Here is a 19,987-nt window from a genome sequence, read left to right as displayed (position 1 = left end):
TAGTTGAGTAGTCATTAAGAATGGAAGGAGGAACCGGGCAAATGAAACCTTATGCGGAGGACTTGCAGAATCAGGAAAAGGCGCTGGAGAACATACGGCACAAATTAGCGTTACTGCCGGATGCATCAGGCTGTTATCTGATGAAGAATAGCGAAGGCACCATTATTTATGTCGGCAAGGCCAAAGTGTTGAAAAACCGGGTCCGTTCCTATTTTACAGGTAGCCATAACGGCAAGACGCAGCGACTGGTTTCCGATATCCGTGATTTTGAATATATCGTTACAGGCAGTAATATGGAGGCGCTCATTTTGGAGTGCAATCTCATTAAAAAGTACCAGCCACGCTATAACGTGCTATTGAAGGATGATAAAACCTTTCCGTATTTGAAAATTACGAACGAGGCACACCCCAAGCTGGAGGTGACCCGTCGCGTTCTGAAAGATAAAGCAAAATATTTTGGACCGTACCCCAATTCCTACGCGGCACATCAGACGAAGAAGTTGCTGGACCGTATGTATCCGTTACGCAAGTGTGGTGTGATGCCCAAGGAAGTGTGTCTGTATTATCACATGCATCAATGTTTGGGGCCTTGTGTGAAAGAGGTCGAGAAGGAAACGTATGACCAGATTGGTCAGGAAATTGGTTCCTTTTTGAGCGGGGGACATGAGGAAATTAAAAAGGATCTTCAGCATAAAATGCAGGAGGCCGCAGAGGAATTGTACTTTGAGCGGGCCAAGGAGTTGCGAGATCAGATTATCAGCATCGACGCGATGATGGAAAAGCAGAAAATCACCACATCGGATGCGAAAGATCGAGATGTATTCGGTTTTTCAGTAGATAAGGGCTGGATGTGTGTACAGATCCTATATGTCCGCAAAGGTAAAATGATCGAGCGCCATATGTCGACTTTTCCTTTCTACGGTGAGGCTTACAGTGATTTTATGTCCTATGTGACGCAATATTATAGTGACAACCCAGCAGTGCCGCAGGAAATATTGCTGCCGGATTCTCCTAAGCTGATGCAGGCGGAACAGGTCAATGTCGATCAACCGGTTGCGGCTGAAACTGCACTCCACAGTGCAGCTACAGCCGATGTTACCGGACAGACAGATGAGAATGCGATACAAACGGAGACAGAGCATTCTGCTGACTCACTGCTGGTGGCTGAAGAACGGGCAACTTATGCAGCGGCAACGAATCAAGATCAAGCTGGTGACCAAGATGCCGAGATAAAGGAAATAGAAACTCAACTATCCGGTGGACTGGAGGACCCGAGTACGGCGGCTCTCGCTCTGGCTGAATGGTTGGATGTAAAGGTACTTGTACCGCAGCGTGGACTGAAAAAGCAAATGACAGGCATGGCGACGGAAAATGCACGTGTAGCTTTGGATGAGAAGTTTAAGCTGATCGAGCGGGATGAGGAACGAACATCCAAAGCTGCAAGCAATCTCGGACGTGCCATTGGGCTGGATAGCTTGCACCGGGTGGAGGCATTTGATAACTCCAACATCCAGGGTTCCGATCCAGTCTCAGCCATGATCGTGTTTATTGATGGCAAACCTGCCAAGAAGGAGTATCGTAAATATAAAATCCGTTCTGTGCAGGGACCCGATGATTATGAAACAATGCGTGAGGTTATCCGACGTAGATATGAACGTGTGCTTAAGGAAAATTTGGAACGTCCCGACTTGATCGTTGTCGATGGTGGACGTGGACAAATTAAGGCGGCGACCGATGTATTGCAAAATGAGCTGGGTTTGTTCATTCCTGTGTGTGGTCTGGTGAAGGATGCCAAACATAGAACTTCCCAACTATTAGTGGGAGAGTCCTCTGAGGCCGTGACACTTGCACGCAATAGCGAAGAATTTTATCTGCTGCAACGGATTCAGGACGAGGTTCACCGTTTTGCCATTACGTTCCACCGCGAGCAACGCGGCAAATCTATGGTAACTTCCCGGCTGGACTCTATTCCAGGCATCGGCGAGAAACGGCGTAAGTTACTGCTTAAGCATTTTGGATCGCTCAAAAAAATAAGAGAGGCCAGTGTCGAAGACTTCCGGCCTCTCTCTATTGGGGATAAGCTTGCGCGTCAGATTATAGCTGCCCTTCGGGAGGAGGAGTCGTAGAATACGGCTCCTCTTTTTGTATAGGTTCAAACATCATTCGATTTGGTTTTTTAGGACTAAACCAATAAATGATGTAACCCACGATGGCTGGAAGTAAGATCCAGAATAGACCAGCGCTCACATTCACAGTGTCTCCCAGACTCATCACACTAAGTCCCATTAGAATGCTGTCAAAAATAACGTGGCTGAACATAGCGGCAATAAAGCCGTAACGCAGGAACACAAAACTGAACAGCAAACCAAGAAAAGTCAGCTCAATAGGTCTGGAAATCACTGGATAGATCGGATAAAGTGTATGTCCCAGTGCCCAAATCAGCGTGGTGATCAGACAAGCAACAAAAGTATTTTTCACTATTTTTTTGACCATCGGAATACCAAACAGACGGTAGACAGTCTCTTCTCCAATACCTGCCATCCAGGCCATAATCGGCAGTAGCCATGGATAAGCCATATTGTAAGGGGATTGCGTGGCATCTGTGGTGGAGAATGTATTAAATGTCCGCTCCAGTATAAAGAACAAGATGGATTGTACCCCGAGTAAAATAAAGGCCCACAAGTAGCCAACATACATACTGCGAAGCACATACAGCCCGTAGCCCGGCTCTTTTGCACGCGGCCATGCATTCAGTCCAACCTGACGCATAAGTCCGTCACCGCCGACCAAGGAGAAGTAGAGCGCTACAGCCATGAAGAAGGTAACACCAATCTGGAAAACCATAAGAAATATAAGCATGCCCTTACCGCCTGCTTCTGCTTGCAATAAAGGCAGCATGTTCATGGTCCCAGCTATACTAGCAATAAAGTATATAACGGATAGAACAATGCCGCGTACAAATGAAGTATGTCGTCGGGTGAGTGACGCATACACAATGGCAAGTACACCCAGCACAAAGCTAAATAGGGCATAACCCGCATAGGTCATCCAATTCGCCCAAAATGTTTGCTTTTCGATATAATCGGTATAGGATGACGGGGCCGAAAAGCTTTGAGTGAAGGAGCGAACATCACCGTCTTCAAAAGTAAAAGCCAGTGTAAGTACCGAGGCGCCAATTTTTTTATCGTCTACGGTATACTTTAATCCGCCTTCTTGTTCAGTGGTCGCGAGCTTCAAGTCCGACGGCTTAAAGCCAAAGCGCTTCACCCATACAGCGGCCGCCTGCTCCTTGGCTTCAAGCGTCATGCCGTCCTCAGCCACACGTACAAGCCTGTTACGTGCTTGTTCATCCGTAGAAATATCAGCCTGCGTGTAATTGGTGCTGGAGGTGATCCGTTTAAAACTAACGACCTTCCCAGTGGATAAATCTACATGAATTTGCAGCTTGCTCTTCGCTGAGGATTCAGGCAGATCGACCCGAAAGGTTTCGTAAGGGTAATTTTTCTTCCATGTACGGTCGTACTGTTGAAGCAGTTTTTCTCTAGATAAATAACCGTACAAATCTGTTTCGGCCTGATAGGTCACCAGAGGCTCCTCTGGCTGTGATTCAGTATATCCCAGCTCGGAGCGGGCGAAGTCCAATGCGTGTATGACCGCTTCTTGTTTGCTGATGACCTTTGCATTCATTACTGATTCTGGACTCGGATTGCTAAGCGAGGGAATAAGCAATTGAAAGATAAAAAAGCAAATCAGGCCAATCCCGCCCAGCAAGCCTAATTTTTTGAAGTTGGCCGTGAGCACGACCGGTTTCCCGATAGGATTCATGAGTTTCCTCCTTAATCTGTAAATAAGAACATCCATTAAAGATATCATACTGCACAGGTTCCCGCCAACAGACCAGCGATATTCATGAAAATAGAGTGAAAGCACTTTAAAGTTCCAATAAAATAAGATAAGCTGCGATTAAACGATGCCCATTCGCAAAATAAAGCCAATTTCACGTTTTTTCGACGAAATCGGTTTTGTGATCTGGATATAGAAGGATTATAATCTTGAGGCAATGCCTATAAAATACATAGGTAATGATATACAGTTGAGCCGAATTTCTATGGGAAAACGGGGGAACCATGTTACTGGGGTGAATTTTACAGCCGATCACTGGTGGATCGGAAGTGTAAATAGGGCATACTGTGCTGCCCGAATCCGTCAGCTAACCTCGTAGGCTATGAGCAGGAACCAAGTCAGGCACTCGGTTTTCCGGTGTCTTTTTTTGTGCGTATAAAAGTGTTTGGATTGGTTAGATAGACCGCTGCGGGTGCAGATTATTCTTCCGATTGCTGTTATCCCCGGATTTTTTGATTGTATACCCCCTTTAATGGTTAAAATCCGGAGATAAAGGCAAACGCTTCGCTTCTTCAGAACAATTCTGCCCCCTTCGCTACTGCCCGCCAATAGCACAGGGGACCGAGTAGTGCTTGACATGCATTCTTCCTGTATTCAGGGAATGCTAATTATAGTTAACTAAGGTTTGGAAAAATCAAAAAATTCAGGGGCAACGACGATCGGAAGATCAAATGGAACGCGTAGCGAGCTTACACCGTATTAAATCACTGTTTTTATAGTTTTAAGGATTAGGAGAGAAGTGATGAATAGATGAATCCCAATGCAAGCTGGCTCCGGCTTTCTCCACCGCAGATATTCGTTGCGGGCTTTGCCATTATCATTCTAATAGGTAGTTTATTGTTAATGCTGCCGATCTCCAATACAACAGGAAAGCCACTTGCGTTTGTAGACGCTTTGTTTACTGCCGCTTCCGCGACCTGTGTTACAGGGCTTGTCGTAAAGGATACGGGGACCTTTTTTACAACCTTTGGTCAAGTTGTTATCGTGGCGCTCATTCAGATCGGCGGCCTAGGCTTTATGACCATGGCTACCTTGATTGCACTGGTGTTCAAGCGTCGGATTTCCCTGCGGGAGCGTCTCATTTTGCAGGAAGCGATGAATCAGACTTCTGTAGAGGGAATTGTCGGGTTAATCCGTAAGGTATTACTGTACTCACTGGTTATTGAAGGCGTATGCGCTACGATATTCTCGGTTCGCTGGTCCTTTGATATGCCCGTAGGCAGGGCGATTTATTTTGGAATCTGGCATGCCATCTCCATGTTTAACAATGCTGGTTTTGATTTATTCGGTGAATTTCGCAGCTTGACAGGTTATGTATATGATCCGATTGTTAATTTTACAGCCATGTTTTTGATTATTTCAGGCGGCATTGGTTTTGTAGTGATGTCAGACCTGGCAGAATATCGCAAGCGCAAGAGACTGTCCTTGCATACCAAGGTGGTACTCAGCATGACGGGCGCTATGATTGTAGTCGGCACGCTCGTGATTTTTGTATTTGAGTTTACGAATCCGAAGACTCTCGGCTCGCTTGATTGGGGTGGTAAGCTATTGGGATCTTTATTCCAGTCCGTTACTCCCCGTACCGCAGGTGCCAATACCTTGGACATTGCAGGCTTGCGGCAGGCTACGCAGTTTTTTATCATCATATTCATGTTTATCGGGGCTTCTCCTGGCTCTACTGGAGGCGGGATTAAGACCACAACATTCGCCCTGCTCATTGGAGCGGTGATTTCGATGCTGCGGGGGCGAGAAGATATTGTACTGTTCAAGTACCGACTTGCGCAGGGACGAATTTACAAGGCTTTGACCATTACACTGCTGGGGTTGCTGTTCGTGATCGGGGTGACGATGATTTTGTCGGCAACCGAAGATCATCATTTTCTGATGATCTTGTTCGAGACGGTATCTGCGTTTGGTACGGTGGGGCTGTCGATGGGGCTTACACCTGATTTGACAGTCATAGGCAAGCTGGTGATTACCCTGACGATGTTTGCAGGTAGACTGGGGCCACTCACGCTAGCTTATGCACTGGGGCCGAAAAAGGGTAAAGAATTATATCGTCATCCGGAAGGTAAAATGATTATAGGATAAGGGAGTTTTCGAGTAGATATGAAGACGCAGCAGTTTGTAGTTATTGGCTTGGGGCGGTTTGGCTCAAGCCTGGCTTTGCAATTGGTGGATATGGGGTGCGAGGTGCTAGGCATTGACCGGAATGAGGATGTTGTGGACAGTATGAGTGAGATGTTGACACATACTGTCGTGGCGGACGCTACCGATGAAGACTCGTTGCGATCACTGGGCATCCGTAATTTCGATTGTGGCATTGTTGCTATTGGTGATGACATTCAGGTAAGCATCCTCACCGCCATTTTGCTGAAGGAGCTGGGTGTGAAAAAAGTCGTAGCCAAAGCCATATCTGTGCTGCACGGGCGTGCGTTAGAAAAGCTCGGTGTGGACCGGATTATTTATCCAGAACGGGATATGGGTATCCGGGTGGCTCACCAGCTAGTCACGCCTAATTTGCTCGATTATTTGGAGTTGTCTAAGGAATATAGTATTGTGGAACTCAATGTACCTGCATGTCTGAATGGCAAAACGCTAGCAGAGCTAAATGCCCGTACCCGCTTTGGTTGTAGCGTCGTGGCGCTTCATACGGCGAATGGTATCCTGATCGCACCGACGGCTATGGATCGATTAAAAGCCGACGATATTATGGTCATCATCGGCTCGAATGATAATATCGGCCGCTTTGAGGATGAGGTTGTTAATGTTAATGAAGAGGGCTAAACCCTTTACACCATACGGTAGCCTGCAAACGACGCACGTGTCTCGCTAATCCAGCGTCGTGCTGTCGGACCGAGATCGGTCGTCTCCGAGTAAATGAGGGAGGTCGTTCGGCGTGTCTCCTTCAAATCGGGCAAGTACAATGCAGTGAGTCCATTATCCCGCAGCAGTTCGCTACGCAAATAGGATTTGGGTAGCAAGGCGGAAGCCTTACAGGTTGGAAGCAGGCGTACAATCGCCTCGAAGGAGTCGATTTCCATGCGGATATCCGGCATGATGCCGCTACGCTGGAACAAGTCATCCGTCAGACTGCGGTACCAGGTTCCTTTGGAGAAAATAATCATCGGCAATCCTTGCAGATCTTTCATCGAGGCCGTTCCTGTCTTAACGGTTAATTCATGTCCAATGGGAACAACGAGCTCCAAATGATCGTCAAATAGCGGAATGCAACGCAGTCCGACTTCATGAATGGCAGACCCGACAATACCGGCGTCTGCTTTTTTGTCACGTACAAAGGCGACGATTTCATGGGTTTTACCGGTGAGCAGCTTCAGCTCGGTTTGAGGATGCTTGCTCATAAAAGCTTCGACAAGGGTAGGCAGCGTTGTCTGGAGTGTCGTGAGACTTGCGCCGAGTGTAAGCATACTCTGGGCTTCATTTTTGTGCTGGGAGAGCTTTTGTAAGAAGCGAAGCTGTCGTTGCCGTTGCTCTAGTGCGAATGTATAAACAAATCGGCCGGTGGACGTAATTTCGAGTCGTTTGCCCCGACGATCAAAGAGATTTACACCCAGCTCTTCCTCTAGCTTGGCAATTTTGCGGGACAGGGCGGGTTGGGACAGATTCAGCAGTTTGGAGGCTTTATTCAGGCTGGACTGCTCGACAATGACGGCAAAAGCGTTCAAATCCTCAAACAAATCATCCACTTCCTCTCTTATGCAAAAAAGACATAATAATTAATACGTATATTGCAATTCCATTATAAGCCGAAAAGGAGTAACATGAAAGCGACACAAGATGTTCACACTTTTGTTTTTCCTAATAAGGGACACCTTGTTGGACATTTCCTGTCGGGAACTGTCATTTTATATGTTATATTACTATTGAAAACGCTATTATTGGGAGAAGGGAGCATGACCTAGATGAGAGGATTTTATTCCAGAAAGCTGCATTCGCTTCTTGGCGTCATTCCGTTGGCTCTATTTTTTGTTGAGCATTTGGTGACGAACTTCACAGCGGTGGAGGGTGGCAAGGAAGGATTTAATCGCAGCGTGGCCTTCCTGAATGGTTTGCCGCTGGTTATTGTACTAGAAACGTTATTCATCTACTTGCCATTACTGTTCCACGGAATTTATGGCTTGTATATCGCTTATCAAGCTGATCCGAATGTCAAAAGGTTCGGCTATTCACGTAACTGGCGCTTTCTGTTCCAGCGTATTTCCGGCGTCATTACGTTTGTATTTATTATCTGGCACGTATACGACACACGCTTTCAGGTGGCTCTGGGTAATGTAACTCATGAGGAGCTAGGCGGGGTCATGCATGGCATCGTGACGAACCCGGTTTATTTCATTTTGTATCTAATCAGTGTCGTTTCGGCATCCTTTCACTTTGCTAACGGACTGTGGGCATTTATGGTCAGTTGGGGGATTACTGTGGGACCACGTGCGCAAAAAGTATCTTCTTATATCTGTATGACCCTGTTCGTGGTGGTGTCTATCGGCTTCATCGCCTCCCTGCTTGCATTCCGCAGCGCGGAATTTCAGGAAACAGCAACTGCCTTGGTGCAATGCAGTACTTTTAAACAACTACTGTAAATGAGTCATATCCATTATACATTGTGTTGAAATTCTATTTTCAAACGTAAAAGGGGATTTGGTTAAAAATCCTGAAAAAAAGGAGTGAGCAGAAATGGCAGCATCCAACATTATTGTCGTGGGCGGCGGTCTGGCAGGTCTAATGGCTACGATCAAGGCGGCAGAGGCGGGAGTTCACGTTCATTTATTTTCTTTGGTTCCGGTCAAAAGGTCCCACTCCGTTTGTGCTCAAGGTGGCATCAATGGTGCGGTAAATACCAAGGGTGAGGGAGACTCCCCCTGGATTCACTTTGATGATTCGGTCTATGGCGGGGATTTTCTGGCCAACCAGCCTCCGGTAAAAGCGATGTGCGAAGCGGCTCCGGGGATCATTCATCTCATGGACCGCATGGGCGTCATGTTTAACCGGACACCGGAAGGACTGCTGGACTTCCGCCGCTTCGGCGGTACCCAGCATCATCGGACCGCCTTTGCTGGTGCGACGACAGGACAGCAGCTTCTGTACGCTCTCGATGAGCAGGTACGGCGCTGGGAATCTGCGGGTTTGGTGACCAAGTATGAAAACTGGGAGTTTTTACAGGCTGTACTGGATGATGAAGGCATCTGTCGAGGGATTTGCGGGCAGGATTTGCGTACGATGGAAGTGAAGACTTTTGCGGCGGATGCAGTTATTTTGGCATCTGGTGGGCCCGGGATTATTTTCGGTAAAACCACGAATTCCGTCATTAATACGGGCACAGCTGCCGGTGCGGTGTATCAGCAAGGCGTACGCTATGCGAACGGTGAGTTTATCCAGATTCATCCGACGGCTATACCCGGTGATGACAAGTTGCGTCTCATGTCCGAGTCGGCACGGGGAGAGGGCGGTCGTATTTGGACGTATAAGGATGGTAAGCCATGGTATTTCCTCGAAGAAAAGTATCCAGCTTACGGAAATTTGGTCCCTCGCGATATTGCGACACGTGAAATATTCAGTGTATGCGTTGATGATGGACTGGGTATTAATGGCGAGAATATGGTCTACCTCGATCTGTCCCACAAGGACCCGAAAGAGCTGGATGTAAAACTGGGCGGCATTATTGAAATTTATGAAAAATTCGTCGGTGATGATCCGCGCAAAATTCCGATGAAAATATTCCCGGCTGTTCATTATTCAATGGGCGGCATGTGGGTCGATTACAATCAGATGACCAATATACCAGGCCTGTTCGCGGCTGGTGAGTGTGAATTCCAATACCACGGAGCGAACCGTTTGGGTGCGAACTCGTTGCTGTCAGCCATTTACGGCGGGATGGTGGCTGGACCTAAGGCTGTGGAATATATCAAAGGCTTGAGAAAATCTGCACAGGATACAGCGTCCTCCGTATTTGATGCCGCAGTCAATCAGCAGACGGAGAAGTATGAGCGTATTTTGCATATGGACGGAAAAGAAAATGCCTATGTTCTTCATAAAGAGCTGGGCGAGTGGATGACGAACAACATGACTGTGGTTCGTTATAATGACAAGCTGGAAGCTACGATCCACAAGATCAAGGAGCTGAAGGAGCGTTATTCTAACATTAACATCAATGACGCTTCGCGCTGGAACAATGCGGGTGCGGCGTTTACACGGCAACTGTGGAATATGATGGAGCTGGCTGAAGCGATGACCAAAGGTGCGCTGCTGCGCAACGAAAGCCGTGGGGCCCATTACAAACCAGATTTCCCGGATCGCAACGATGAGGATTTCCTGAAAACGACGATTGCGGACTGGACACCGGAAGGACCACAAATCTCGTATGAAGCGGTGGATGTTTCGCTGATCAAGCCACGCATTCGGGATTATTCCAAGAACAAATAACGGAAGGGAGTGTATTAGATGTCGGAGCAAGCAGTGAAGTCGAATAAAACAGTGAAGTTCGTTGTGACCCGTCAAGCTGATCCTAAAGCCAGTCCCTATACGGAAGAATTCGAATTGGCTTATCGTCCGGGAATGAATGTGATTAGCGCGCTGATGGAAATTCAGCGTAATCCGGTGGACAGCCACGGTAAAGAGACGGCTCCGGTGTGCTGGGAGTCGAATTGCCTGGAGGAAGTATGCGGAGCATGCTCCATGGTGATTAACGGCAAGCCGCGTCAGGCCTGTGCAGCGCTCGTCGATAAGCTGGAGCAGCCGATTACGATCGCGCCGATGAACACATTCCCGGTAGTTCGGGATTTGGTCATCGACCGCAGCCGGATGTTTAATGCGCTCAAGAAGGTCAAAGCGTGGATTCCGATTGACGGTACCTACGATCTGGGCCCTGGTCCTAGAATGGCTGAGAAAAAGCGTCAGTGGGCGTATGAGCTGTCCAAGTGCATGACCTGTGGTGTCTGTCTGGAAGCTTGTCCGAACGTCAACGAGAAGACGACGTTCATCGGACCTGCGGCGATATCTCAGGTTCGCCTGTTTAACAGCCATCCGACAGGGGAAATGAATCAGGAAGAGCGGCTAGAGGCGTTGATGACAGACGACGGGCTGGAAGGGTGCGGGAACTCGCAAAACTGCGTACGCTCTTGTCCGAAAGGTATTCCGTTGACCACTTCTATTGCCGAAATGAACAAGGAAACGACCAAGCATATGTTCAAGCGCTGGCTGACTGTATAGCACTAGACAGCGAATAGGTTATGCCCAAACAGGCTTTTTCTCAAACTGGAGAAAGCCTGTTTTTTGCGCTCAGGAATGATGGAGGGTAACATGGAGGAAGGAGCGCGGGATAGCAGTTATGGTATAATTATGGTATTGTGTATCGTTTTTGGAGAAAAGGAGGCTGGACAGGTGACTGTGCAACCGATAACGAATCGACCTGTCACTAGGTCGGATGTATTGAAGGGATTAGAGGATCTGGGGGTTCGGAGCGGCATGACATTGCTTGTTCACTCGTCGATGCGCAGCTTTGGACGCTTTGTTCCAGGCGGGGCCTCGGTCATTCTTGCCGCACTAACCGAAGCAGTTGGCCCGGAAGGGACGCTGGTGATGCCGACACAGTCACATGACTTGACTGATCCCTCGACTTGGATGAACCCGCCTCTGGGTGAGTCATGGTGGGAACTGGTGCGCGAGGAAATGCCCGCTTATGATCCGGCCTGGACGCTGACCGGAGGGATGGGCATCATTGTAGAAACGTTCCGGGGCCTGCCGGGAACCAAGCGCAGCGGGCATCCGCATGTTTCTCTGGCGGCACGTGGACCCACAGCTTCGGAATTACTGGCAGCTCATGAGCTCGACTTTGGACTGGGTGAGCATTCGCCCTTGGCGAAGCTGTACGAGGCAGATGCCTATGTAGTGCTGTTGGGCTGCGGACATGACAGCAACACGTCCTTGCATTTGGCGGAATATCGAACAGCCTACAATGGACGTGAAGTGATCACTCATCAAGCTCCTATGATGGTGGATGGAGCAAAAGCGTGGGTATCTTTTCAGGATTTTAATATTACCTCAGATGACTTTGAGAAGCTGGGACTTGATTTTGAACGGGACTGTCCCTCAGCTTTTACGCGGGTGAACATTGGGGAGGCTTCATGTTTTTTCGCGAGGCAACGTGATTTGGTAGACTATGCGGAGCAGTGGTTGTCCACCCATCGCTAAAGCTTTTGGACGGTAAGAATTCGAATAAGTAAGATCAAGGAATAGATCGCAAGGGGGAACGCATATGGAGAAGACGCCGCACACCCGCCGCGAGAGTCAGGATGGCCCGCATCAGGGGGCCGCTATCCCTCCCGGTTCTTCGCGGCGTTCCGTTTCAAATGAACCAGCCAATCCTTCGCGCCGCCATTTTTTGAAAAAAGCGGCTTTAGCCACAGCCGGAACCGCGCTTCTGGCTGGAGGATATGCTTCCTTATGGGAGCCTAATCATTTGGAAATTACACGCTTCAACTTGTCTATCCCTCGTCTTCCGTCTGCTTTTGACGGAATCAGGGTCGTACATTTTAGTGATGTGCACTTGGGTTTTCATATGGATGAGCAGGATCTACGCGAGCTTGCGGACCGGATAGCAGGTCTGAAGCCAGATTTGCTCTGTTTTACAGGCGATATTGTGGATGACTATGCAGTATCCATGAAGGCTGCTGTTCCAGTTATGGCTTCCATGCACGCTACCCTTGGTAAGTTTGCTATTCTGGGCAATCATGATTATAGAGGCTTACCCGCCGGAGTACAGGAATTGTATCCGAAAACCGGGTTTACGTTGCTGAGAAACGAGCATGCGATTGTAGAGCGCGCGGGGCAGCGTGTAGCCATGGTCGGTTTAGAGGATAACATTATGGGCAAGCCCAATCCGCAGCGTGCCATCCACGGACTACCTGATGAGATGTGCAAGCTCCTGCTGATGCATGAGCCGGACTATGCAGATGTGGCGGCGCAAATGTCCTTTGATCTTCAATTGTCGGGGCATACGCATGGAGGACAGGTACGCTTGCCGGTCATTGGAGCGCCAATGCCGCCTCCGGGTGGACGCAAGTACATCCAGGGATTATTTCATGTGGGAACGGAGAGAATGCCGCTATATGTTAGCCGAGGCATTGGCATGACACATTTGCCGATTCGCGTGCTGTGCAGGCCGGAGCTTAGTGTCATTACGCTAAAATCTGGCCAATAGGCCATGATTTTTTTTCATCTTCGTCATATAGTTTGGAACTACATAAAGATGGCTTGAATGTAGTGTAGAGATGTAGTCGTTTCGGACAAAGGAGTGAGGTTCAGATGGATCGTATTGCTGTCATTTCAGATATTCATGGCAATTGGCCTGCCTGTGAGGCGGTGCTGGAGGATATTGCTTCCCGAGGCATTAGCCGTGTGTTTTGTTTGGGGGATCTGATCGGCAAAGGGCCTAGCCCGAGCGAGGTACTGGATGCTGTCCGTCAACGTTGTGAAGTGGTAGTGCGGGGGAATTGGGATGAGCTGGTCAGTATTACGGATGATCTCAATTTTAGCTGGCAAGCCGAGCGCTTGGGGGCAGAACGAGTGCAGTATTTGGCACAGTTACCGTTTCATTATGATTTCAGAATGAGCGGACGCCGTATCCGTCTGGTGCATGCCTCGCCGCAAAGTGTGTATCACCGTGTGCAGCCATGGGATGAGCCGGAAAAACGGCTTGCCATGTTCGATCCGTTAGCAGAAGAAAATGGAAAAGTTGCTTTTGCTCCGGATGTTGTGGGATATGGTGATGTGCACAATGCTTTTATCCAGCATTTTCAGGGGAAAACACTTTTTAACGTCGGCAGTGTCGGGAATCCGTTGGATGTTACGCAGGCTTCCTACTGCATTTTAGAGGGGGAGATGGGAGAGGAGCAGCCTACGTCCTTCTCCATTCATTTTGTACGTGTACCTTATGATATAGAACTGGCGGTAAAACAAGCGGAGGAAGCTGATGTGCCTTCTTTGCCGTATTATATTCGAGAGCTGCGTACAGGAATTTACCGCGGGATTCAGGACATGGATTAAGTATGGAAACATTCATTTCTAAAAGCCAATCCATCCGCAGGAGGGAACATTGTGCTGACCAGAGAAATGCTTCGTCTTGGGCTACCAGAGCTTTACACCCGTCGAGTCCGATTGCGCCAGCTAAGAACGGAGGATTATCCCGCGCTGGAACGGATCCTATCCGATCCATTGGTGATCCAATATGTGAATCGAATTCGCAAGCCAGTCTATGCACGAATGCGGCGTCTGGTTGCGCAAATTAAAATTTCTTCCGATTCACTAGATTCCCTGCATTTTGCGGTGGAATGGCATCCGAGAAATACAGAAGAAAGCAATCTACTTAGTGAATCCAATGAGCTTACCTCTTCACCGTTGCTCGGTATCGTCTCTTTTCAGCAATGGAATGAAAGAACGGGTGAGGCGCAATTGGGCTATATTCTGGATCGTCCTTTTTGGGGACAGGGGCTGGCTACAGAAGTGGTAGGAGAAATGCTGAATTTTGGTTTCGGATCTTTGAAGCTCCAGCGGATCGAAAGTCGTTGCCAAGCGGATAATCAGGCTTCCATGCGCGTGCTTATTAAAAATAAGATGCGTCTGCTGCGTACCATTGGTGCCTATGATCCCTCAGGAGAGGTGCCGAGTGTATTGGTATTTTCGCTGACCCAAGGGGATTATGCGTAGAAATAACATTGGAATATTTTGTTACAAAGATGAAATATAACTGCAAAACAACTCTAACACAGGACGGGTACAATACAGACATGACCCCCTTTTGAATAATATATGTTGCTGGGACCCGATCATTCGGGTCCTCTTTTTTTGTTATCCTATAGTAGTGCCTTCTCTATTTCTGCGGAAGCGAGTAGCCTTCTTGCCTTGGCTGTGCTCAGTTATATTTCAATTTGTTACAAAATGAAATATAACTGCAAAGTTACTTTAACATAGAGTGGGTACAACATAAACATGACCCCCTTTGAATCATATATATATTGCTGGGACCCGAAGCTTCGGGTCCCCTTTTTTTTATGGTTTTTAGGAACGGGTCAGGCTGGTTATCAGCTCCGGAAGCCATTCATTTAGGGAGAGAAATGAGTACCCCTCTGACTGGGCTTTGGACGTATCCATGTACCACGATTGTGTAATACCAAATGGAGACATGTGCTCGTCTGCTGTTTTTTCTTTCATCACAGCTTGTTTTCCAGTTACCTGCTCAATGATCGAAATGATCTCCCCAATCCTCACTGTACCGTTGGAGCAAGCATTTACAGGACCTGTAAAAGGAGTGTGACCAAGCCAAAACAGAAAATCTGCGGCTTCATCGGAACGAATAAATGAGATTTGTGCTGCGGCATTAGGTACTCCGAATTCTATTCCTTCACGAACATGTTCGATATGAAAATGAAGTCTTTTCGTATAATCGTCTGTCCCCAATACAATCGGAAAACGAACAGCAACTACAGGAAATGTAGCTTGCTGCATAAAAACTGCTTCTGCCTGCCGTTTAGCCTCCTGATATGTAAAATCGTCCTTCCCGCCCTTGCGAACCGGGTAAGCCTGAGGGTCAAAGATGCTCTCTGTCAGCACTTCCGGGCTCGAATCATAGACGGATAGGCTGGAGGTCACAATATACCTTTTGGCTGTAGCATCAAAAATGCGGCAGGCTTCGCTGGCTTCATCAGGAGAAAAGCAAATATTATCATAAACAACGTCCCACACTTGCTCGCCTACTGCCTTAGCGAGCGCTTGCTGGTCGGTACGATCTGCACAGATCCGCTGAACGCGGTCACCGAACGAATCGCTTGTTTGGCCTCGTGTGAGGATGGTAACGGAGTTCTCGGAACTCTCCAGCAGACGTTCCACCAGTCTCTTGCCAAAAAAACGGGTTCCACCCAAAACAAGTACCTTTTTCATATTTACATCACTCCTTCTGAAATGGTTTTCATTTATATTAAGATAGACGGACTAATGAATGTAAAAGATACAGGACGTAATGAAAAAGAGGAGGATCATATGCCATACGTAGAGATTCAGGATTTAGAAATGTATTACGAAAAATGGGTACAGCTGCGAGGCAATGGGGCTTTATACTGTGCGGTGAAGCACCCTCAAATGTTCGCCACCGTTACAACCATAGGCTGTAGTGGAGTCGCCTGTCCTGAGGGGGCAGATGAATTTGATTATGCGTCAGAGCGCACAGGATTGGCGCCAATATCCGCAATTGACACGTAGTGAGTTAAGTAGCATTACGTGCCCTGCATTATTTATCGCGGGAGAACATGACGATTTCGTCACAGAAGAGCAGCTTTTAGAATTATGCTCATGGGTTCAAGACTCACGTTATCTAATTGCTCCAGTTGTAGTCATCGACCGCACATGCTTAGAGAGAAGCCGATCTTAATCAATGATTCTATTCTTTCATTTTTGAACAAACATGCGATTCGTTGAACCAATCATTCGCATAGCGGTGGAGCACTGCCTAATCCTACTCTCCTAGAAGCTTCAAGAAATTGGCCGGCACCGTAATTTGCTGATTATTAATCATAATCTTCCGAAGCTCCTCCATGGAGTCCTCTTCACCTCTAGCGTCTTTAATCTCCTTAATTTCACGATGCAGTCGCTCCATTTGGAGATCTAGCGCATTAGCGGAGTCTGCTGCGTTCTTTAATTCACGTGTCAGACTTTCGGGAACGGACTGGTTGTACTTATAAAATATTTTATGCTCCAGGCTGGCCCAGAAATCCATCGCAATGGTTCGAATTTGCACCTCTACGCAGACTAGCTCCTCACAATCCGACATGAATACAGGAACTTGAACCAGCAAATGCAGGCTCTGGTAACCGTTCGGCTTGGGGTTCTTGATGTAATCCTTAATTTCCAGCACCTTCAAGTCACTTTGTCTCTGAAGCATGTTACTGACATCATAAATATCAGAAATAAAAGAGCAAGTAATACGCAAGCCGGCGATATCCTTGATATGATCTTTGATAGCATCCAGCGATAACTCACTATGTTTACGAATCATTTTATTCATGATGCTCTCAGGAGATTTAAGGCGTGATTTGGTATGCTCAATAGGGCTGTAATCGTGTAATGCCTGAAATTCCTGCTTTAATATTTCAATCTTGGTTTCCATTTCGTCGAGCGCAAATTTATAGATTAGCATAAATCGCGTGATGTCATGCTTTAGCTTTTTAAATTTGTCCATAGGATCTTCCAAGTGCATATGTAATTCTCCTCACACATAGATGTCATAATCTTGCTAAGCATTCGCCTTTGCAATGGAATTATTACCTTATAAATTACAATCCCCAACAATTCCATTGCAGCAGCGTTCGTAAGATCAAATGATTTGCGGAGAGGCAATTCCCACCTTGAATTTTAAAGCGCCACAGAAATTTTACGTTTTTCTTTAAAATAGACCCATTCCCGGAAGCCGATATCCTTCAGCATTGCCTTTACTTCTTCCCAGTCATCGCCTACCCGCGAAGGTTTATGGGCATCCGAACCAAAAGTAACCTCCACACCAAAATGGTGCGCTCTTTCTAAAATAGAAGCAGACGGGTACCATCCGCCACTCAGTTTGGTTTTACCCGAAGTGTTAATTTCAATCGCCACATTGGATTCCGCAATTACCTGCAAGGTTTCATCAATGGCTTCATCAGCAGGAATGTCTGAAAAGGCTGGAAAGTTCCCCTTCATTGCGTCAATATGGCCTAAAATCTGAAACATGCCGCTTCGCGCAGATTCCTGAATGAGCGCATAGTAGGCTTGTTTGACCTCGATTTTACGAGCGTCGCTTAATTTGTTCCAACGGTTACGGTTAAAAATGCTGTCCCCTTCGACATTGTGAATCGACCCAATGAGATAATCAAATGGATAAGGAGCCAGAGTGGAACGATATAATTCAGCAAAATCAGGAAAATAATCCGTTTCCAATCCGAGGAGCACGTCAATACGGCCTTCGTATTCTTTTTTAAGCTGTTGTACCTCTTCTACGTATTCAGCAAGCTGTGATTTGGCCATATAAATTTTAGGAAAAGCCTGATCCTGTTCGCTGCCCAGGAAAGGGGAATGGTCCGAAATACCAATCGCTTGTAAGCCCGACTGAATGCCTGCTTCAATGTAATCTCGAATGTTTCCGTCTGCATGACCGCAGCGGAAATGATGGGTGTGCAGATCAAATTTCATAGCCTGTCTTCCTTTCGTAATCAGGGTTTATATTGCGTATGTTGTTCATAGCGAATTACGTTATTCAGAACTGGTGAAATTCGTCTCCGGCATCCCCTTCAGATCACTTAAAAATTGCTGCATGGCTGAGTTTAGATATCGGCCGGATTTATAAATCACTCCTACCGGATGACTAACTTCCAGCTCAGGAATATGGATCATTTTTAATGTGCCTGCACGCAGTTCAGAAGTGACCGATAGTCTGGAAATAATGGCCGCACCGAGATTAATTTCGACCATCCGTTTGACTTCCTCACTGCTGGACAACTCAATCACGACATGAGGCACGATTTGGTGCTTTTTAAATACATCGTCTACGAATTTTCGTCCCACCGTATCAGGAGAGAGCAGAATCAGCGGAATTTCCCGAAGGGCTTCAATGGTAGCATGTGGTTGTGAAGCCAGCGGATGAGTAGGAGACACGACTAGCTCAAAGGAATCGTAATACAGAACCGAAGTGCTTAAATTAGGATTACGTTCGATCAGATAGCCGATGCCAACATCAATAAGTCCGTTCTCCACCTGCTGATAAATCATGGAGGAAGCCATGGATTGAATGGAGGTTTTGATGAGAGGGAACTGATCCTGAAAGTAGGAAAGCACGCGCGGTAAAATTTGAATAGCGATGGATGTTGTGGTACCCAGCGCAATGTGACCCTGTGGTGTTTCGTTTAGATCGTACAATTTTTGTCTTAATTCCTCAACAACCTCTAATATGCGCTCGGCATGTTCCAAAAAAACAGCTCCCCGGTCGGTCAGGGTGACAGGCTGGTTGCGGTCAATCAGGATGGTTTTGAACTCATCCTCTAGACTTTTAATTTGGGCGGACACCGCCGGCTGCGTCAAATTGAGAAGTTCTCCGGCTTTGCGGAAGCTCATCGTTTTGGAAATCATGATAAGTGTTTCGAGTTGACTGATGTTCATGAAGTTCCTCCTCTCTTTTCTTAATCTTATCGCAGCTGTATAGAATGAATATTTTTAGCCAATCCATAGGTTCATATGTAAAACCGTCGTTATGCTTTATTTCATTAAATTATAGGTTATTCGAGCAGGAAGGGCAATGAATCGAAGCAGAGCACCTTAAAGTGTGGTATATTGGGAAATAAAGACTAAAGTCCTGATATCCTTCAAAAATAATCAATCTAAAACCGGTAAGAAGTAAAGATATAGGACATTATTCACATTTTTTGTGGTTTAGCTATAAAAAATTACCGGGTAGCTGTCGATAAGTGATATAGAGAGCATTTTAATGAGGATCGATTCGTTTTACAGTAATATTTAATTAAAAAATTCTAATTTAAATGGGACTTTTGTTGTGTGTCTAAAAGCCCATCGTAAAGGGGCGCTTTGATCGTGAAGGCAGAAGTGATAAATCCTTTTTTGGAGTCGGCGCGACGGGTCATTGAACAATTGATCCAAGTATCTCCTTCATCCGGAAATCTTGGTGTGAAAAATGTCGAGCTGGTGGACGACCACATCTGGATTATGATCGGGATGACCGGACAGCTTAGCGGAAATATTGTGTTCGGCCTGAATGAACAGGTGGCGCTACGTATGGTATCAGCGATGATGGGCGGATTTGTGTTGACTGAAATTGATGAGATGGGAAAAAGCGCAATTTCAGAATTGGGCAATATGATTAGTGGTAATGCCAGTACGATTTTGTCCAGTCAGGGAATTGTCGTGGATATTACGCCTCCGCAGGTCATGAAATCAGAAAACTTGACCACTTTTGTGCCTCAGCGTGCCCTTTATATTCCGCTCACGGTGGAAGGAATCGGTGAGCTGGATATTCAGGTGATGATCTCTTAATATTAAA

At 47.0% G+C, this 19,987-nt stretch carries 18 protein-coding genes and 1 riboswitch; of the genes, 12 read left to right on the top strand and 6 right to left on the bottom strand.

Annotated features, from left to right (window positions below):
* The first annotated feature begins 41 nt into the window (after window positions 1–41).
* The gene (uvrC, locus tag ACYCS5_RS06275; protein WP_459760967.1) at window positions 42–2,126 is read left to right on the top strand and encodes an excinuclease ABC subunit UvrC; all 2,085 of its coding nucleotides are present in this window, start codon (window positions 42–44) and stop codon (window positions 2,124–2,126) included.
* Here the strand turns inward: uvrC and ACYCS5_RS06270 are convergent.
* Window positions 2,095–3,825 (bottom strand): CPBP family intramembrane glutamic endopeptidase, encoded by a 1,731-nt coding sequence (locus ACYCS5_RS06270; RefSeq protein WP_459760966.1) that lies wholly within the window; start codon window positions 3,823–3,825, stop codon window positions 2,095–2,097. The genes uvrC and ACYCS5_RS06270 overlap by 32 nt on opposite strands.
* 261 nt (window positions 3,826–4,086) lie before the next feature.
* A riboswitch (cyclic di-AMP (ydaO/yuaA leader) is annotated at window positions 4,087–4,240 on the top strand.
* A 413-nt stretch (window positions 4,241–4,653) separates the two neighbouring features.
* Here ACYCS5_RS06270 and ACYCS5_RS06265 point away from each other — a divergent pair.
* Together ACYCS5_RS06265 and ACYCS5_RS06260 are read left to right on the top strand one after the other, a co-directional pair.
* Window positions 4,654–5,994, top strand: a complete 1,341-nt coding sequence (locus tag ACYCS5_RS06265) for a TrkH family potassium uptake protein (RefSeq protein WP_459760965.1) — start codon at window positions 4,654–4,656, stop codon at window positions 5,992–5,994.
* A gap of 18 nt (window positions 5,995–6,012) precedes the next feature.
* Window positions 6,013–6,690 carry a potassium channel family protein gene (locus tag ACYCS5_RS06260; protein ID WP_023990146.1) on the top strand — a complete coding sequence of 226 codons (678 nt, stop codon included), beginning with the start codon at window positions 6,013–6,015 and terminating at the stop codon, window positions 6,688–6,690.
* A 5-nt stretch (window positions 6,691–6,695) separates the two neighbouring features.
* On the opposite strand, the gene ACYCS5_RS06255 is transcribed toward ACYCS5_RS06260, so the two are convergent.
* Window positions 6,696–7,601 carry a LysR family transcriptional regulator gene (locus ACYCS5_RS06255; protein ID WP_029518250.1) on the bottom strand — a complete coding sequence of 302 codons (906 nt, stop codon included), beginning with the start codon at window positions 7,599–7,601 and terminating at the stop codon, window positions 6,696–6,698.
* Window positions 7,602–7,826: 225 nt separating this feature from the next.
* Here ACYCS5_RS06255 and ACYCS5_RS06250 point away from each other — a divergent pair, with 225 nt between their 5' ends.
* From ACYCS5_RS06250 to ACYCS5_RS06220, 7 genes are all read left to right on the top strand, one after another.
* On the top strand, window positions 7,827–8,501 hold the full coding sequence (locus ACYCS5_RS06250; RefSeq protein WP_069012627.1) for a succinate dehydrogenase cytochrome b558 subunit: 675 nt from the start codon (window positions 7,827–7,829) through the stop codon (window positions 8,499–8,501).
* Between the two features lie 94 nt (window positions 8,502–8,595).
* On the top strand, window positions 8,596–10,341 hold the full coding sequence (sdhA, locus tag ACYCS5_RS06245) for a succinate dehydrogenase flavoprotein subunit (RefSeq protein WP_459760964.1): 1,746 nt from the start codon (window positions 8,596–8,598) through the stop codon (window positions 10,339–10,341).
* A gap of 18 nt (window positions 10,342–10,359) precedes the next feature.
* Window positions 10,360–11,127 (top strand): succinate dehydrogenase iron-sulfur subunit, encoded by a 768-nt coding sequence (gene sdhB / locus ACYCS5_RS06240; protein WP_039272681.1) that lies wholly within the window; start codon window positions 10,360–10,362, stop codon window positions 11,125–11,127.
* A 171-nt stretch (window positions 11,128–11,298) separates the two neighbouring features.
* Complete coding sequence (locus ACYCS5_RS06235; RefSeq protein WP_459761305.1) at window positions 11,299–12,108, top strand: AAC(3) family N-acetyltransferase; 810 nt, start codon at window positions 11,299–11,301, stop codon at window positions 12,106–12,108.
* 64 nt (window positions 12,109–12,172) lie between these two features.
* Window positions 12,173–13,117 (top strand): metallophosphoesterase, encoded by a 945-nt coding sequence (locus ACYCS5_RS06230; RefSeq protein WP_069012628.1) that lies wholly within the window; start codon window positions 12,173–12,175, stop codon window positions 13,115–13,117.
* Window positions 13,118–13,221: 104 nt separating this feature from the next.
* On the top strand, window positions 13,222–13,962 hold the full coding sequence (locus ACYCS5_RS06225; RefSeq protein ID WP_069012629.1) for a metallophosphoesterase family protein: 741 nt from the start codon (window positions 13,222–13,224) through the stop codon (window positions 13,960–13,962).
* Window positions 13,963–14,013: 51 nt separating this feature from the next.
* Window positions 14,014–14,622, top strand: coding sequence for a GNAT family N-acetyltransferase (locus ACYCS5_RS06220; protein WP_069012630.1), 609 nt, complete (start codon window positions 14,014–14,016; stop codon window positions 14,620–14,622).
* A 351-nt stretch (window positions 14,623–14,973) separates the two neighbouring features.
* Here ACYCS5_RS06220 and ACYCS5_RS06215 read toward each other — a convergent pair whose 3' ends face one another.
* Window positions 14,974–15,852, bottom strand: a complete 879-nt coding sequence (locus ACYCS5_RS06215) for an NAD-dependent epimerase/dehydratase family protein (protein WP_459760963.1) — start codon at window positions 15,850–15,852, stop codon at window positions 14,974–14,976.
* Between the two features lie 99 nt (window positions 15,853–15,951).
* On the opposite strand from ACYCS5_RS06215, the gene ACYCS5_RS06210 reads away from it, so the two are divergent.
* Complete coding sequence (locus tag ACYCS5_RS06210) at window positions 15,952–16,170, top strand: hypothetical protein (RefSeq protein ID WP_340933066.1); 219 nt, start codon at window positions 15,952–15,954, stop codon at window positions 16,168–16,170.
* Between the two features lie 253 nt (window positions 16,171–16,423).
* Here the strand turns inward: ACYCS5_RS06210 and ACYCS5_RS06205 are convergent, their stop codons facing one another.
* The 3 genes from ACYCS5_RS06205 to ACYCS5_RS06195 all read right to left on the bottom strand — a co-directional run bounded on the left by ACYCS5_RS06205 (window position 16,424) and on the right by ACYCS5_RS06195 (window position 19,092).
* Complete coding sequence (locus tag ACYCS5_RS06205) at window positions 16,424–17,164, bottom strand: GTP pyrophosphokinase (RefSeq protein ID WP_165148567.1); 741 nt, start codon at window positions 17,162–17,164, stop codon at window positions 16,424–16,426.
* Window positions 17,165–17,319: 155 nt separating this feature from the next.
* On the bottom strand, window positions 17,320–18,129 hold the full coding sequence (locus tag ACYCS5_RS06200; RefSeq protein ID WP_029518259.1) for a histidinol-phosphatase: 810 nt from the start codon (window positions 18,127–18,129) through the stop codon (window positions 17,320–17,322).
* 60 nt (window positions 18,130–18,189) lie between these two features.
* Window positions 18,190–19,092, bottom strand: a complete 903-nt coding sequence (locus ACYCS5_RS06195; RefSeq protein ID WP_023990132.1) for a LysR family transcriptional regulator — start codon at window positions 19,090–19,092, stop codon at window positions 18,190–18,192.
* A gap of 429 nt (window positions 19,093–19,521) precedes the next feature.
* Between ACYCS5_RS06195 and ACYCS5_RS06190 the strand changes: the two genes are divergently transcribed.
* A complete protein-coding gene (locus ACYCS5_RS06190; protein ID WP_029518260.1) occupies window positions 19,522–19,980 on the top strand; it encodes a chemotaxis protein CheX in 459 nt (152 codons plus the stop codon).
* Window positions 19,981–19,987 lie beyond the last annotated feature (7 nt).

Source organism: Paenibacillus sp. SEL3 (assembly GCF_054602585.1).
This window is presented reverse-complemented; position numbering and strand designations above follow the sequence as displayed.